General features: G+C 68.8%; 14 protein-coding genes. 10 read left to right on the top strand and 4 right to left on the bottom strand.

Translation table 11 applies throughout. From position 1 onward, the window contains the following. Window positions 1-43 precede the first annotated feature (43 nt). The 7 genes from glmS to ASF34_RS21800 all read left to right on the top strand — a co-directional run bounded on the left by glmS (window position 44) and on the right by ASF34_RS21800 (window position 6,251). The gene (gene glmS, locus ASF34_RS21830) at window positions 44-1,870 is read left to right on the top strand and encodes a glutamine--fructose-6-phosphate transaminase (isomerizing) (RefSeq protein ID WP_018043719.1); all 1,827 of its coding nucleotides are present in this window, start codon (window positions 44-46) and stop codon (window positions 1,868-1,870) included. Window positions 1,871-2,059: 189 nt separating this feature from the next. After that, window positions 2,060-3,106, top strand: a complete 1,047-nt coding sequence (locus ASF34_RS21825) for an endonuclease/exonuclease/phosphatase family protein (protein WP_082494254.1) — start codon at window positions 2,060-2,062, stop codon at window positions 3,104-3,106. Between the two features lie 146 nt (window positions 3,107-3,252). After that, window positions 3,253-3,894 carry a nitrile hydratase subunit alpha gene (gene nthA, locus ASF34_RS21820; RefSeq protein WP_056164562.1) on the top strand — a complete coding sequence of 214 codons (642 nt, stop codon included), beginning with the start codon at window positions 3,253-3,255 and terminating at the stop codon, window positions 3,892-3,894. Beyond that, window positions 3,891-4,556 (top strand): nitrile hydratase subunit beta, encoded by a 666-nt coding sequence (gene nthB, locus ASF34_RS21815; RefSeq protein WP_056164559.1) that lies wholly within the window; start codon window positions 3,891-3,893, stop codon window positions 4,554-4,556. The genes nthA and nthB overlap by 4 nt, the downstream gene beginning before the upstream one ends. After that, window positions 4,556-4,903, top strand: a complete 348-nt coding sequence (locus ASF34_RS21810) for a nitrile hydratase accessory protein (RefSeq protein WP_244479072.1) — start codon at window positions 4,556-4,558, stop codon at window positions 4,901-4,903. The genes nthB and ASF34_RS21810 overlap by 1 nt, the downstream gene beginning before the upstream one ends. 229 nt (window positions 4,904-5,132) lie before the next feature. Next, window positions 5,133-5,330: a hypothetical protein gene (locus tag ASF34_RS21805; RefSeq protein WP_018043714.1), complete on the top strand. Its 198-nt coding sequence runs from the start codon at window positions 5,133-5,135 to the stop codon at window positions 5,328-5,330. Between the two features lie 117 nt (window positions 5,331-5,447). Next, on the top strand, window positions 5,448-6,251 hold the full coding sequence (locus ASF34_RS21800) for a DUF502 domain-containing protein (RefSeq protein ID WP_244479071.1): 804 nt from the start codon (window positions 5,448-5,450) through the stop codon (window positions 6,249-6,251). A gap of 100 nt (window positions 6,252-6,351) precedes the next feature. On the opposite strand, the gene ASF34_RS21795 is transcribed toward ASF34_RS21800, so the two are convergent. Further along, window positions 6,352-6,684, bottom strand: a complete 333-nt coding sequence (locus tag ASF34_RS21795; protein ID WP_056164556.1) for a hypothetical protein — start codon at window positions 6,682-6,684, stop codon at window positions 6,352-6,354. Between the two features lie 300 nt (window positions 6,685-6,984). Beyond that, window positions 6,985-9,126 (bottom strand): ATP-dependent DNA helicase RecG, encoded by a 2,142-nt coding sequence (recG, locus tag ASF34_RS21790; protein ID WP_156465805.1) that lies wholly within the window; start codon window positions 9,124-9,126, stop codon window positions 6,985-6,987. Window positions 9,127-9,396: 270 nt separating this feature from the next. Between recG and ASF34_RS21785 the strand changes: the two genes are divergently transcribed. The 3 genes from ASF34_RS21785 (at window position 9,397) to mfd (ending at window position 13,801) form a co-directional block, all read left to right on the top strand. After that, a complete protein-coding gene (locus tag ASF34_RS21785) occupies window positions 9,397-9,660 on the top strand; it encodes a hypothetical protein (protein WP_018043710.1) in 264 nt (87 codons plus the stop codon). A gap of 82 nt (window positions 9,661-9,742) precedes the next feature. Next, entirely contained in the window at window positions 9,743-10,036 is a 294-nt protein-coding gene (locus ASF34_RS21780) for an FAD assembly factor SdhE (protein ID WP_018043709.1), read from the top strand. A gap of 165 nt (window positions 10,037-10,201) precedes the next feature. Next, entirely contained in the window at window positions 10,202-13,801 is a 3,600-nt protein-coding gene (gene mfd / locus ASF34_RS21775; RefSeq protein WP_056164550.1) for a transcription-repair coupling factor, read from the top strand. A 105-nt stretch (window positions 13,802-13,906) separates the two neighbouring features. Here the strand turns inward: mfd and ASF34_RS21770 are convergent, their stop codons facing one another. Together ASF34_RS21770 and ASF34_RS21765 are read right to left on the bottom strand one after the other, a co-directional pair. Beyond that, a complete protein-coding gene (locus ASF34_RS21770) occupies window positions 13,907-14,251 on the bottom strand; it encodes a hypothetical protein (protein WP_018043707.1) in 345 nt (114 codons plus the stop codon). A gap of 303 nt (window positions 14,252-14,554) precedes the next feature. Continuing rightward, window positions 14,555-15,841 (bottom strand): AMP-binding protein, encoded by a 1,287-nt coding sequence (locus tag ASF34_RS21765; protein ID WP_081612738.1) that lies wholly within the window; start codon window positions 15,839-15,841, stop codon window positions 14,555-14,557. Window positions 15,842-16,187: the final 346 nt, after the last annotated feature.

Below are 16,187 nucleotides of genomic sequence, written 5' to 3'. Positions count from 1 at the left end.
TTCCGCTCCCCGGCCAAGCCCACTCGTATGAGAAGTAGCGACCATGTGTGGAATCGTTGGCATCGTCGGGCATGAGGCGGTGGCGGGACAGGTGGTCGAAGCCCTGCGCCGCCTCGAATACCGCGGCTACGATTCGGCCGGGGTCGCCACCCTGGCTCATGGCCGGCTGGACCGTCGCCGGGCCGAGGGCAAGCTCTCCAACCTCGAACTCAGGCTGCGCGACGAGCCGCTGCCTGGCGCCATTGGCATCGGCCATACCCGCTGGGCCACCCATGGCCGCCCCAACGAGACCAATGCCCACCCCCATGCCACGGCGCGGCTAGCCGTCGTCCATAACGGCATCATCGAGAACTTTCGCGAGCTGAAGGCCGAGCTGCAGGCCAGCGGCGTGCGCTTCGAGAGCGAGACCGACACGGAGGTCGTGGCCCAGCTCGTCAGCGCCGAGATGGACAAGGGGCTGGGCCCGGTGGAGGCCGTGGCCGCCGCCCTGCCGCGCCTGCGCGGTGCCTTCGCCCTGGCCTTCATCTTCACCGGCTACGACGATCTCCTCATCGGCGCCCGCCACGGGGCGCCCCTGGCCATCGGCTTCGGCGAAGGCGAGACCTATCTGGGCTCGGACGCCCTCGCTCTCGCCCCCTTCACCGAGGAAATCACCTATCTGGAGGAGGGCGACTGGGCGGTGCTGACCCGCGAGGGCGCCGCGATCCGCGACATCGACGGCAATCCGGTCTCGCGCCAGCGCCAGCGCATCGTCGCCCAGGCCTACCGGGTCGAGAAGGGCAACCACCGCCACTTCATGGCCAAGGAAATCCACGAGCAGCCCGAGGTGGTGGGCCGCACGCTGGCCCATTACGTCGACCTCGCCAACGGCCGGGTCGCCCTGCCCGAGGCGCTCCCGTTCGATTTCAAGGACCTCTCGCGGCTCTCGATCACCGCCTGCGGCACCGCCTATTATGCCGGGCTGGTGGCGAAATACTGGTTCGAATCCCTGGCGCGCCTGCCCGTGGAGATCGACGTCGCCTCCGAGGCGCGCTACCGCGAGCCGCCCCTCGACACGGCCGGCCTGACCCTCGTCATCTCGCAATCGGGCGAGACCGCCGACACCCTGGCCTCCCTGCGCTACGCCAAGAGCCAGGGCCAGCACACCCTGGCTGTCGTCAACGTGCCGACCTCCACCATCGCCCGCGAAGCCTCGGCCGTGGTGCCGACGCTCGCCGGCCCCGAGATCGGCGTGGCCTCCACCAAGGCCTTCTCCTGCCAGCTCACGGTGCTGCTGTGCCTCGCCATCGCGGCGGGCCGAGCGCGGGGCACCCTGAGCGCCGAGCGCGAGCGCGAACTCGTCGACGCGCTCATCACCGTGCCGGGCCTGATGGCGGACGCGACCAAGCTGGAAGGCGAGATCGAGCTCCTCGCCCGCGAGGTCTCGAAGGCCCGCGACGTGCTCTATCTCGGTCGCGGCACCAGCTACCCGATGGCCCTGGAAGGCGCGCTGAAGCTCAAGGAGATCAGCTACATCCATGCCGAGGGCTACGCCGCCGGCGAGCTCAAGCACGGCCCCATCGCCCTCATCGACGAGAGCGTGCCGGTCATCGTCATCGCGCCGCACGACGCGATCTTCGAGAAGACGGTGTCGAACATGCAGGAGGTGGCCGCGCGCGGCGGCCGCATCATCCTCATCGGCGACGCCAAGGGCGCGGCGGCCGCCGGCCTCGACACCATGGCGACGGTGACCATGCCCGACCTCGACCCGGTCGTGTCTCCCATCGTCTACGCCGTGCCGATCCAGCTCATCGCCTACCACACGGCCGTTTTCATGGGCAAAGACGTCGATCAGCCGCGCAACCTCGCCAAATCCGTGACGGTCGAATAGGCCGGAACCGCCACCGGAATCCGTCGATTGTCAGGCGCGCCTCGAAACGGGGTCGCGTGGCGGTCGAAGCGGGGGTCGCATGGCGGTCATACGGGGCCGCGTGGCGGTCGCGCGAGACGACGCGGCATGGCCCATTGAATGGCCCGGTTGGGCGGCTCCCTGACGGGCGCACGGCGGCGGAGACCAGGTTTGACGTATCTCACGCTCGCCCTGCAGGGCATCGCCGGTCTGCTCGTGGCAGCGACGGTGCTGCCCCTGATCGAGACCAATCTCGGCTTCATCCGCAGCCTGGACTTCCCCCGGCTCCAGATCGCGGTGGCGCTGGCGGCCTGCCTCGCCGGCCTCCTTCTGGTCTCCAGGGACACGACCTCCCTCGTCCTCGCCCTCGCCATGGCGGCGGCTTTGGTCATGCAGGTCCGCTACATCCTGCCCTTCACGCCGCTCGCCGCCACCCAGGCGAAGGCGGCCAAAGCCTGTGAGCCGGGAGCCCGGCTCAGCCTCGTGGTGCTCAACGTCCTGCAGACGAACAGGAATTACGGCGCGGCCCTCGATCTCGTCACGCGTCGCTCGCCCGATCTCGTCCTGCTGCTGGAGACCGATCCCGCCTGGCAGGAGGCCATGGCTCCGTTGCGCGCGCTCTATCCGAACCGGGTCGAGCAGCCGCAGGACAACACCTACGGCCTGCTGTTCTACTCGCGCCTTCCCCTGCGCGGCCCCGAAATCCGCTTCCTGCTCCAAGACGACGTGCCGTCGCTGCGCACGCAGGTGGTGCTGCCGGACGGCGAGACGGTGAGGCTCCATGGCCTGCATCCGCGCCCCCCGCATCCCGGCCATAGCAGCGCGCCGCGCGACGCCGAGCTGGTGATCGTCGCCCGCGAAGTCGCAGAAGCGCCGGGTCCCACCATCGTCGCTGGCGATCTCAACGACGTGGCCTGGTCCCGCACGACCCAATTGTTCCAGAGCATCAGCGGCTTGCTCGATCCGCGCCGGGGCCGCGGCCTGTTCGCGACCTTCCACGCGCAATGGCCGGTGATGCGCTGGCCCCTCGACCATGTCTTCTTCAGCGAGCACTTCCTGCTCGGCCACATGGAACGGCTGCCCGGCGTCGGATCGGACCATTTCCCGATCACGGTCAGCCTCTGCGCCGCGCCGCAGGCCCCCGTCCGGCAGGAGAAGCCGGAGGCCACCGCCGAGGATTACCGCGATGCCCAGGAGGCCATCGAGGCCGTGCGCTGAGGCTCTGCGAGGTGGTGTCGACACGGTGCCTCTCGGGTAGCAGACTGGCGCTCGCACATCGCCCGGCGCGCCCCGTGCTTCGTGCTTGCCGGCCTCCGGGCCGGACAACCGACGTGAAAGCCGTTCCGGGCACAGGACGAGACGCCATGGCGCACGATCACGACCATCACCACGACCATCCGGACCACGCGCATGGCAGCGCCCTCAGCCCCATCGAGGCGCGGGTGAGGGCGCTGGAATCGCTGCTTCTGGAGAAGGGCTACGTCCAGGCCGACGCCCTCGACGCGCTGGTCGAGATGTACGAGACCCGCATCGGCCCCCATAACGGCGCCCGTGTCGTCGCCCGCGCCTGGACCGATCCGGCCTATTGCGAACGGCTCCTCGCCGACGGGACGCCGGCCATCGCGGAACTCGGCATCGGGGGGCGCGGCGGCGAGCACATGGTGGTGGTCGAGAACACGGCCGACAGCCACAACCTCGTCGTCTGCACCCTGTGCTCCTGCTATCCCTGGCCGGTGCTCGGGCTTCCGCCGGTCTGGTACAAGGCGCCGCCCTACCGCGCCCGCGCCGTCCTCGACCCGCGCGGGGTCCTCGCCGAGTTCGGCCTCACCCTTCCCGAGGCGACCCGCATCACCGTGTGGGATTCCACCGCCGAGACCCGGTTCATGGTCCTGCCCCTCCGCCCCGCCGGCACCGAATCCCTCAGCGAGGCCGAGCTCGCCGCCCTGGTCACGCGCGATTCCATGATCGGCACCGGGCTGCCGCTCACCCCGGAGACGGCCCAATGAACGGCGCGCAGGATCTCGGCGGCGGCCACGGATTCGGCACCGTCATGCCGGAGGCGAACGAGCCGGTTTTTCATTCGGAATGGGAACGGCGTGTCTTCGCCTTGGCTCTGGCGGTGGGCTATACTGGTACATGGACCCTGGACGGCAGCCGCGCCGCACGGGAATCGCTGCCCCCAGCGGAGTACCTCGCGTCGAGCTATTACGAGATCTGGCTCGCTGCCCTCGAAGCGCAGGTCGTCGCGCATGGCCTTGCCACGCAAGAAGAAATCGCCGCGGGCGCCAGCGCCGGGCCGGCGAGCCCGGTGAAACGGGTGCTGCGTGCCGAGGAGATCGCACCCCGCTTCTCCGCGGGATTCCCCAGCGACCGGCCGCCGGATGCGCCGGCTCTATATGCGGTACGCGACCCCGTCTTGACCCGCAACGACCACCCCATTGGCCACACCCGCCTACCCCGTTACGTCCGGGGCCGGCGTGGCGTCATCGAGCGGGTCCACGGCGCCTTCGTCCTGCCCGATGCCAGCGCGGAGGGCCGGGATGCCCCGCCGCAATGGCTCTACACGGTGGGGTTCGAGGCCGCTGAGTTGTGGGGGGCGAGCGCCGACCCGGGCGGGCGCGTCACCGTGGCCGCCTTCGAGGGATATCTCCTGCCGGGGACGCCGTAATGACCGCCACAATGACCGCCATGTGCCGGCCCGACGATCCGGGACCGTTCGCGGAACCCTGGGAGGCGCAGGTCTTCGCCCTGGTGGTCGCCCTGCAGGAGCGGGGCCTGTTCACGCAGGAGGAATGGGCGCGCGCCCTCGGGCGCACCATCCGGCCGGAGGGGAAGCCGGAAGCGGCGGCCGATTACGGACGCTGGCTCGCGACCCTGGAAGCCCTGCTCGCCGAACGCGGCGTCACCGATTCTGCGAGCGTCCAGGCCCGCAGCGACGCCTTCCTGCGCGCCGCCGCCGCGACCCCGCACGGCGAACCGATCCGGCTGGCCAACGACCCGCATCCGTCGCCCTGAGGACACCCAGCCCCCGGACGGGGCAGGGCGACCGCCTATGACATGCCGCTGACGGCGGGGTAAGGGTCTGAACCTCCTGCGTTTCTGGATCCCGGGCTCCGCGACGCGGCCCCGGGACGACGGGTTGCCGGCACAGGCCTTCCGCGCCTTCGTCACGTCATGGATCTGGCACAAGCAGCGTCGGCGGGGCATCCTGCCACTTCCCTCCCCACCGAGAACGGACACGACCATGGCAACGCCGCGCGACCTCAAGGTCCAGATGGCCGGCGAGACCCGCGCCCGCGAACGGGCGCAGGCCCTGGCCTCGGCCAGCGCCGTGCGGGCTCAGCGCGCCGAACTCGCCCTCAAGGAGGCCCTGGCGGAGCGGGATGCGTGGAAGGAGAGGGCGCTGGCGGCGGAGGCGGCGCTCGGCGAGACCAAGCCGTGATCCTCGGCCTCGGATCATCCGGGGCAGCGGCGCTTCCTCGCGCTTGAGGTGACACGCCCGACCCGCTAACCCTTGTCATGCAGGCTGACGATCGGCCTCCCACGAGACAGGCCGCCCGTGCGCGAAACGCTCACCCCGTTGCCGGAACCAGACCCCGCCGGAGCACGGCCGCCGCCTCGGGTGAGCAAGAAGAGCCGCCTGCGGACCTACTTCCTCACCGGCATCATCGTCGCCGGGCCGCTGGCGATCACGATCTACATCACGTGGTGGTTCATCAGCCTCATCGACGGCTGGGTGAAGCCCCTGGTGCCGGCGAGCTACCTGCCGGACCATTACCTGCCCTTCTCGATTCCGGGCATCGGCCTCGTCATCGCTTTCATCGCCGTGACGCTGCTCGGCTTCCTCACCGCCAATCTCGTCGGCCGCAGCGTGGTGGAGTTCGGAGAGGTGCTGCTCGCGCGCACCCCGGTGATCTCGGGCCTCTACAAGGGCCTGCGGCAGATCTTCGAGACGCTGTTCTCGGCTAACGGCACGTCGTTCCGCACCGTCGGCCTGGTCGAATTCCCTGTGAAGGGGACGTGGTCGGTGGTGTTCGTCTCGGCACCGGCCGGCCCCGACGTGCAGACGGCGCTCGGCGAGGAGAACGACCATGTGGGCGTGTTCCTGCCCTGCGCGCCCAACCCCACGACGGGCTTCTTCTTCTACCTGCCGCGAACGGACATCATCGAAGTGCCCATGAGCATCGACGACGCAGCCAAGCTGGTGATGTCGGCGGGGGTGATCCAGCCGGAAGATCCGCAGGTTAGACTGCAGGCCATGGCGGCGTCGATCCGCGCGGCTCAGAACGGGCAGACCGCCGGACCGGAGGCGGCGCTCGAAGCATCGTCCCGTCGTCAGGAGAAGCTCGTCAGCACGGAGTAAAAACTCGGCAACGCCGGGCAAGTCTCCAGGCCGGGACGTCGACCCGACGCACATCTCCCGAAAAGCGAACCCACCTTTCGGGAGCCTTGCTCGAACGCGCCTAGTTGTGAACCGTCATCGAGGCCTTCTCGATGGGCAGCGTCGGCGGCGAGGCATCGGCGACATGGCTGTTGGCGTGCGGGGCAACGGTGGAACCACCCCAGCCCATGGCGATCTGTGCGGTGACGGCCACCAAGAGCAGGACCATCAGCGCATTCGCCGCGATCTGGAAGGGGCGGGCGGATTGACGGACAGCGAGGAGGACATCGTCCGTCGTCTTCAGCGCGGGCTCCTTGCCATCCGAGATCGGAAGCAGCCACGGCTCGCTCGGAAGGGCGTGGACGCTTCCCATTTCGTGGGCACCCGGTAGGTTTTGGAACAGTCCGGCAGACATATCCATCCTCCTGAATTCGTTGTGGCAGCCCAGTCTGGCGGGCCGTTCGTTCATGTTCAGTTAAGGGGAGAATACGTTCATTTCAAGTTCAGGAAGTCCGTGCGGCACCGCACAACGGCTCGGGAAACGAGATCCGTAAATCAGTTTAGCCTTTGAAAAACAAGGGCTTTCCGACGCAGTGTGGCTGCGGTTCCATGGCTCGTGAAGCTGAACTGCGCAGACGTCATCGGTGGTCGATTCGTCGCTTTTGTGGCGATGCGTTCAGGTTTGGCGCGGGTTTCGTTCAGCCGGCGAATCGGCTCAGCCGGCTCCGAGCAACCGAATCGCCGCGTCCCTTTCGAACAGGTAGAGCAACACCCGGAGTGCCCTGCCACGCTCGGATCTGAGGCCGGGATCGCGCTCGACGATGAGCCTGGCATCGTCACGGGCCAATTCCAGCAGGCTGGCATCGCTCTCCAGATTCGCGAGGCGGAAGGCAGCCGCGCCCGATTGACGAGTGCCTAGCACCTCGCCCTCGCCGCGCAAGCGCAGATCCTCCTCGGCGATGCGAAAACCGTCCTCGGTCTCGCGCATCATTTCGAGGCGGGCACGGGAGACCTGTCCCAGCGGCCCGCGATAGAGCAGCAGGCAGGTCGAAGCCTTGGCCCCGCGCCCGACCCGACCGCGCAGCTGGTGCAATTGCGCGAGGCCGAAGCGCTCGGCATGCTCGATCACCATGATGGTCGCCTCGGGCACGTCGACGCCCACCTCCACCACCGTGGTGGAGACCAGGATCTTCGTCTCGCCGGCGGCGAACCGCTCCATGGCGGCATCCTTGTCCGGCCCCGGCATCTTGCCGTGGATCAGCCCGACGGCGTCGCCGAATTCCTGCCGCAGGTCGGCGAAGCGGTCCTCGGCGGCGGCGAGGTCGACATATTCGGATTCCGCCACCAGCGGGCAGATCCAGTAGACCCTGTCCCCGGAGGCAAGCGCCCGGCCGAGCCCCATCACCACCTCGTCGAGCCGGTCGATGGAGACGAGGCGGGTGGCGATGGCTTGGCGGCCGGCCGGCTTCTCGTCCAGGACCGAAACGTCCATGTCGCCGAAGCAGGTCAGCGCCAGGGTGCGGGGGATCGGCGTCGCGGTCATCACCAGAATGTCCACCGCCGCCCCCTTGGCGCCGAGCGCGAGGCGCTGATGGACGCCGAACCGATGCTGCTCGTCCACCACGGCGACGCCGAGATCCTTGAAGATCACGCTGTCCTGGAACAGGGCATGGGTGCCGACCACGATATCGATATGGCCATCGGCGAGGTCGGCGAGCGTCGCTCGGCGCTCCGAAACCTTGTCGCGCCCGGTGAGGAGGCGCAGACGCAGCGAACCGACCAGCCCCGTCAGGCGCTCGAAATGCTGGCGCGCCAGGATCTCGGTGGGCGCCATCAGCGCCGCCTGCCGGCCGACCTCCACAGCCGAGGCCATGGCCAGCAGCGCCACCGCCGTCTTGCCCGAGCCGACATCGCCCTGGAGCAGGCGCAGCATGCGCCGGTCGGAGGCGAGATCGGCGCGGATCTCCTCGACGGCCCGGGCCTGGGCGCCGGTGAGCGCGAAGGGCAGGGCGGCTTCGATCCGGTCCTTGAGGTGCCCGTCCCCGGCATTGGCCCGGCCGGGCGCGCGGCGGTTGCGGGCGCGCATCAGGGCCAGGGCCAGCTGCGAGGCGAGGAGTTCGTCATAGGCGAGCCGCCGCCGCGCCGGGGTGCGGGGCGAGATGCCGTCGCTCGCCGGTACCGGCGGCGCGGCCTCGGGCCGGTGCTCGGCCCTGAGCGCGTCGGCGAAGCCCGGCAGCCCCTCCCGCGCGAGCCAAGCCGGGTCCTGCCATTCGGGCAGGGTCGGCAGCCGGTCGAGGGCGGAATGCGCCAGTTTCGAGATCGCCCGCGAGGTCAGGCCCTCCGTGGCGCCGTAGACGAGCTCGACGGCGGGGAGGGCGGCGAGCCCCGCCTCGTCCACGATCCGCGACGGATGCACCATCTGCCGGTGCCCGTCCCACAGGTCGATCCGGCCGGAAATATAGCGATGGGCGCCCAGCGGCAGCATCTTCTCCACGCGGGCCTGCGGCATGCCGAAGAAGACGAGGGTGATGTCGCCGGTGCCGTCCTCCACCAGGACCCGGAACGGGCGCCGCCCCGTCCCGGCCTGGGGCGGGCGATAGCCGGTGACCGTGACACCCAGCGTCACGGGCTCGCCCGGCGGCGCCTCGGCGATGGAGCCCATCATCGTGCGCGCCACCCCGCCCTGGGGCAGGTGGAACAGGAGATCGACGATCCGCGCGGGCTGCTCGGGCGTGCCGAGGAGCCGCTCGATCAGCGGCGCCATCTTCGGCCCGACGCCGGGGAGGGTCCGGGCCTGGGCGAAGAGCGGATCGAGGATGCTGGGGCGCAGGTTCGTCGGGCGGGGTTCGTCTGTCATGGGCGAAGCGACCATCCCTCGTCTGGATGCGGGACGGAAGACACCCGAAGGCGGGATGACAGTGCCGGACCTCGCGTATCCGTCATGTCCGGAGGAGAGAGCATGAAACCGGCATAGAATGCGGGGACCGAGCCGGGCAACGATCTCTTTGCCGCTGCCGCCGCGCGTGACGATATGGTCCGGCGGCGTTGCAACTCTGTCGGGATCGGCCATATTTGGGAAGCCGGTCCCGTTGTGGACATTGCGGCATGGAATTCCGGCGCACGCACCATGGCCACGATCGCCCTCGATACTCTCGCCATCGCCCGGAAGCTGAAAGCCGCCGGGTTCTCGGACGACCAGGCGGAGGCCGTGACCGGCGTCCTTCGCGAGACGCGGGAAACCGATCTGTCGACGTTGGTGACGAAATCCGACCTCAAGACCGAGATCGCGGAGTCGAAATACGACATTCTCAAATGGGTCCTGTCGGCTATCGGATTCCAGACAATCGTCATCGTGGGCGCAATCGTCACGCTTGCGCGAGGGCTGCGCTGAAAAGGCCTGCGCTGAACCTCGCGCGATCCGACCACTCCACCGATCCGGGGATCCCAGGATCACAGCATCACAGGCTGACCCCATGTCTGGAACCACCCGCACCAGCGCGGATCTCGATCCGCGCCGCCGCCGCACCCTCTTCCGCGCCTGGCATCGCGGCATGCGCGAGATGGACCTGATCATGGGCCGTTTCGCCGATGCGGAGATCGGTACGCTGAGCGATGAGGAGCTGACCACCTTCGAGGCCCTGATCGAAGTGCCCGACCGCGACCTGTTCCGCTGGCTCACCGGCGAGGACGAGACGCCGCAGAATTACGACACGCCGGTATACCGCCGCCTCCAGGCGTTCCATAAGCACGACGCGCCGATTCATTAGCGGTCTCGGCGATGCGGGGCTCTCCTCCCCCTTGTGGGGAGGAGTTGGAGGTAGGGGTAGCGCCGCTCGCCTCCGCAGTTGGAGGGTCCCCCCTCGGTCCCTCCCCACAGGGGGAGGGAGGCGCGTCGCGTCACACTTTTCCATGAGTTCGAAAACCCCGACCCGATGGCCAAACCCCAGCCCAAAGCGCCCGCCCCCGCTCCGAAGCCCCAGACGGCGCGGTTCGCCCTGCCGAAATCCGGTGCGCTCGCCCGTGCGCTAGAGGCGCTGAAGCGCGGCGACAGTCCGACGCTCGCCAACGTGCCCGAAGGGTTCGACGCGGTGGTGGTGGCCGATCTCGCCCGCGCCCTGTCCCGGAGTTTCGAGGGGCCGGCGGTGCTGGTGCATGTGGCCCGTGATTCCGGGCGCTCGAACGCGTTCCAGACCGGGCTGAAATTCGTCGCCCCCGAGATCGAGGTGATGAGCATCCCGGCCTGGGACTGCCAGCCCTACGACCGGGTCTCTCCGAACGCCGCCATCGCCGCCCAGCGGATGACCGCGCTGTCGCGGCTCTCGCGCTCGCGTTCCTCGGAGGAACAGCCGCGCATCCTCTGCACCACCGTCAACGCCCTGATCCAGAGGGTGCCTCCCAGAGAGAAGATCGCGGTGGAGACCTTCTCGGCGGCGATCGGCAACGTGGTGCCGATGGACACCGTCACCGCCTGGGTCGAGGCCAACGGCTTCCTGCGCACGGGGACGGTGCGCGAGACGGGCGAATACGCCGTGCGCGGCGGCATTCTCGACCTGTCGCCGCCGGGCCTGCCGAACCCGATCCGCCTCGACTTCTTCGGCGATACCCTGGAATCGATCCGCGCCTTCGACCCGGAGACCCAGCGCACGGTGGGCTCGCTCCGCTCCCTCGACCTCGTTCCGATGAGCGAGGTGCAACTGACCACGGAGACGATCCGGCGCTTCCGCCAGGGCTACATCTCCACCTTCGGCGCGGCGACCCGCGACGACCGGCTCTACGAAACGATCAGCGAGGGACGGCGCTATGCCGGACTCGAGCACTGGATGCCGCTGTTCTACGACCATCTCGACACCCTGTTCGACTACGTGCCGGGCGTGCCGCTGGTCTTCGACGCGCAGGCGGAAGAGGCGGTCGCCGAGCGCCTCACCCTGATCCGCGATTATTACGACGCCCGCGCCGAGGCGATGAAGACGCCCTCCACCGGCGTCGCGCCCTACAAGCCGCTCAGGCCGTCCTCCCTCTACCTGACGCAGAACGACTGGAAGGAGCGGGTCGCCGCCGCCTCCGTCGCCCGGCTCTCGCCCTTCGCGGTGCCGGAAAGCCCCGATCGCCTCACCATCGATTGCGAGGGCAAGGCGGGCCGCAGCTTCGCCGCCGAGCGGGCGGACGAGACGGCCAGCGTGTTCGACGCCGCCGTCGCGCATGTGAAGGAACTCCAGGGATCCGGTCATCATGTGATCCTCGCATCCTGGTCCGACGGCTCGCGCGACCGGCTGTGCGGCGTGCTCACCGATCACGGCCTGAAGAAGCCGGTCTCCATCAACACCCTCACGGCGGTGAACGCCCTGAAGCGCGGCACCGACATGGCGGTGGCGGTGTGGGGGCTCGATTCCGGGTTCATCGTCGACAAGCTCGCGGTCATCTCGGAAGGCGACATCCTCGGCGACCGGCTGGTGCGCCAGAAGCGCAAGTCGAAACGGCCACAGGACATCATCCTGGAGGTTCAGGCGCTGCAGCCCGGCGATCTCGTGGTCCATGCCGATCACGGCATCGGCCGGTTCGTCGGCCTCAAGACGGTGACGGCGGCGGGCGCGCCGCACGATTGCCTGGAGATCCAGTATGCCGGCGGCCTGCTGCTGCTGCCGGTGGAGAATATCGAGCTTCTGACCCGCTACGGCTCGGAGGATGCGGAGGTCGCCCTCGATCGTCTCGGCGGCAGTGCCTGGCAGGCCCGCAAGGCCAAGATGAAGAAGCGCATCCTGGAGATGGCCGGCCAGCTCATCAAGATCGCGGCCGAGCGCTTCGTGCGCCAGGCACCCCGCCTCCAGGCCCCGGATGGGCTCTACGGCGAGTTCGCCGCCCGCTTCGTCTTCGAGGAGACCGAGGACCAGGCCACGGCCATCGACGCCGTCCTCTCCGACCTCAATGCCGGCCGCCCGATGGACCGCCTCGTTTGCGGCGATGTCGGCTTCGGCAAGACCGAGGTGGCCCTGCGCGCCGCCTTCGCGGGCGCCATGGGCGGCAAACAGGTGGCGGTGGTGGTGCCCACCACCCTGCTGGCCCGCCAGCATTTTCGTACGTTCGCGGAGCGATTCAAGGGGCTGCCGGTGCAGGTGGCGCAGCTGTCGCGCTTCGTCTCCGCCGCGGAGATGAAGCAGAACCGCGCGGGGCTGGCCGCCGGGACGGTCGACATCGTGGTCGGCACCCATGCGCTGCTCGCCAAGAACGTGGCGTTCAAGGATCTCGGCCTGATCATCGTCGACGAGGAGCAGCATTTCGGCGTGGCCCACAAGGAGCGCCTCAAGGCTCTCCAGGCCGATGTCCATGTGCTGACCCTCTCGGCGACCCCGATCCCGCGCACGCTCCAGCTCGCCATGACCGGGGTGCGCGAACTCTCGATCATCGCGACGCCGCCGGTGGACCGCCTCGCCGTGCGCACCTTCGTGATCCCGTTCGACGCGCTGATGATCCGCGAGGCTCTCCTGCGCGAGCGCTATCGCGGCGGCCAGTCCTTCTACGTGGTGCCGCGCATCGAGGACCTGGCGGAGGTGAAGCGCTTCCTCGACACCGAAATGCCCGAGACCAAGGTGGCGGTGGCCCATGGCCAGATGGCGGCGGGCCAGCTCGAGGACGTGATGACGGCCTTCTACGAGGGCAAGTTCGACGTGCTGCTCTCCACCACCATCGTCGAATCCGGCCTCGACATCCCCACCGCCAACACGCTCATCGTGCACCGGGCCGACATGTTCGGCCTCGCCCAGCTCTACCAGCTCCGCGGCCGCGTCGGGCGCGCCAAGGCCCGCGCCTACGCCCTGTTCACGACCCCGGCCAACAAGCAGCTCACCGTACAGGCCGAGAAGCGCCTCCAGGTGCTTCAGACCCTCGACACCCTGGGGGCGGGCTTCCAGCTCGCCTCCCACGATCTCGACATTCGCGGCGCCGGCAACCTCCTCGGCGATGCCCAGTCCGGCCATATCAAGGAGGTCGGCTACGAGCTCTACCAGCAGATGCTGGAGGATGCCGTCACGGCCCTCAAGGCCGGCATTGAGGAGCCGGTGGAGGAGGCGTGGTCGCCCACCATCGCGCTCGGCGCCCCGGTCACGATCCCGGAGGATTACGTGGAGGATCTCACCGTCCGCCTCGGCCTCTATCGCCGGCTCTCGACCCTGGAGAACGATGCCGAGATGGAGAGCTTCGGCGCCGAGCTCATCGACCGGTTCGGACCGCTGCCGCCGGAGGTGGAGCAGCTCCTCAAGATCGTCACGATCAAGATCCTGTGCCGCGACACCAACGTGGAGAAGGTCGAGGCCGGGCCGAAGGGCGTCGTCGTGCATTTCCGCGACAAGTCGTTCGCCAATCCGCAGGGACTGGTGGCCTTCGTCGGCGGTCAGGCCTCCTTCGCCAAGGTCCGCCCGGACATGAGCATCGTGTTCATCCGCGAGCTCGATTCCATTCCCGAGCGCCTCAAGATCACGACCTCGATCCTTCGCGAATTGTCGAAGATCGCCCGCGCCACGAAGAAGAAGGCGGCCTGAACGGCATCGCACCGGACCACGAAAAAAGGCGGGCCCAACGGCCCGCCTCGCATGTAAATTCTCGATCTCGCTCAGTCGCCTACGACGACCCGTTCATCGTCGGTGTCAGAGATCCGGCTGGTTCAGGACGTAAGGCCCGATGCGGCTCTGCAGGTCGATCGCGGAACCGCCGCCACGCCCCGTCACACCGTCGATGACGATCACGGGGATGCCCGCCTGCTGCATCTGCTCGCGCAGGCGCTCCGAGAGCATGGCATAGGCCGGGTCGAGGCGGGACGAGGTCTGAAGGAGGATGGCCGCGGGGCGGGCGATGACGGCGAGAACGTCGTCGGCGGCCTCGAGGGATGCGGTAACGCTCGCATAACCCAGCTCGGCAAGCTCGGCGGCGAGGGAGTGATCGATGGCGCGGTGACCATCATCGACGACCAACACTTGTTGCAGCGCACTCATGACTGTCAGGGTTAGCCCATCAATCGCCCCTTGGGAAGGGACCTGTGCGATAACACACGTCAACCCGGATGGTTCGCCGGCTGTGGGGCGAAATTACTGCGGCCACCCGGCCGATGTCCCGGGGTCGGACGGCAACGTCGCGCGCTTGCCAGCCTTCACACATGACGTCAGCCGATCACTATAAGAAACTGCTTTCACACGCAGATTTTATTTTCCAAGCACACTGAATCTTGGCCTTTTGCGATGGCCGCTCACCATTCCTCGAAAGCGGTGGATTTCGGGCAAAACCCGAAGCCGGGACGATCAGCAGCGGACGATCTCGGTTGCTCGGCCGGCAAATATTTTTGCCGCGAAGGGCACGGCATTCCAGAGATCGGCGGTTTTTCCCGGCGGAATTCCGCGCTGCAATGGGCTGGCCCCGGAGGCGCGACCCCGGAAAGCGAATCGCCCGTCCTCGTCCCGCGCGATATCGAGCAGGGCCGGAAACGGCGCCAGCGGGTGAGCATCCGCAAGGAAGTGGGCGAGATCCCCGTCGGCTCGCGAGGCGGTGAGGAGCGCCGTCTCGTCGAAGGCGAGGACATCGACCACCCGTCGCGGAGCATGGACGGAGGCCGGCGCCAGCAGCCGGGCGTGAAGGCGGGTCGGTAACCGATGGGCCAGGACGATGGATTCGAGTCCGTCCGGGCTGCGGCTCGCGGCCAAATTGCGTTCGAGGGCGGCCGGCGCGACGAGATGGGTCGGGCCCGGCCGGCCCAGCGCTTCGGCGAAGCGGCCGGCATCGAACGGCCCGACCATTTCCAGGCCGGCCCCCGCCACGAGGGCGGCACCGAGACCGGTGACGAGCCCCCTCAGGTCGACGGGAGCGAGGAGGGTCAGGATGCGCTCGCGGGGGGCGACCCGGGCCGTGGCGAGATGGACGGCGATGGTGGCGATCAGCGCGTCGGCGGGACGATAGACCGGCTGCGCGGGATCGGCGGCGGCGAAGGTGACGAGCCCGGCGCTCTCCGGTGCGAAGGGGCCGCCGCGTCCGTCGAGGACCATGCCGTCGAGGCTGATGACGCCGTCGGGCACGTCCGGCCCGAAAGCCGCGAGGTAGCGCAGGCCGAAATAGCGTACCGCCACCTGGCGCAGGCACTCGGCCGGAAGCTTTCCCGCGACCCGGGACTGGGTGAGCACGGCCTGGATGCCGGCGGCCTGGATGCCGGAGACCAGGGCATCCTCGTCCCATGCCTGGGGCAGGAGGCAGGGAATGTGGCCCGCGGCCTCGATGGCGAGGTAGGACAGCAGGGTCTCGGACCCGGCGGCGGCGATGAGGCCGACCCGGCTCGCCGGAGCCAGGCGCCATTGTCGCATTCCGTTGGCGAGGCGCGCGACGATCTCGGCGGCGGCCCCATAGGTCCAGGTGATGGGGCCGCGCCCGGACCAGCCTGCCTTGTCCTTCGGATCCACGAAGGCGACCCGGCCGGGATCGGCATGGGCGGTCGCCGCCAGCAAGGTGCACAGGCCGGGCCTGGCCGTTTCCGAGCGCTGGCTCGGCGCGACGGGGCTGTCCGCCGGTACGGGGACGGGGAGGGCGTCACGAAAGGACATGATCGCTGGCTGCGCCGACACCTCCGCTCAACTCCCCGCGCGCATCGACTCCTCGTGCCCTCCGGTCATGGACGATTAGGGTTAAACCTTGCTTAAACCGATCCGTGTCGAGGAGGCCGAACGGGGACGATCGCGCTCCTCCGGACGAGACAGGTGTCATGTCTTCGCCGCATTCCGCAGGGAAGCAGGCCGCCCGGTCGTTCGAGCGGGTTCGAGGCGTTGAGCGCCCCGTCCGGCGCCTTGGCGGGCCAGGTTGGCCATCCAAGCTCCGGGAAGGGGCAATTTGCGCGCGCCGAGGGCTTGACCGCGCGGACCAGGGCGGCGAGGGCTCGACCGAACACCGTCC

Origin of the sequence: Methylobacterium sp. Leaf106 (assembly GCF_001422895.1) — a bacterium.
Taxonomy (GTDB): domain Bacteria; phylum Pseudomonadota; class Alphaproteobacteria; order Rhizobiales; family Beijerinckiaceae; genus Methylobacterium; species Methylobacterium bullatum.
The sequence above is the reverse complement of the archived record's forward strand: the minus strand, read 5'-3'. Positions and strand labels throughout refer to the sequence as shown.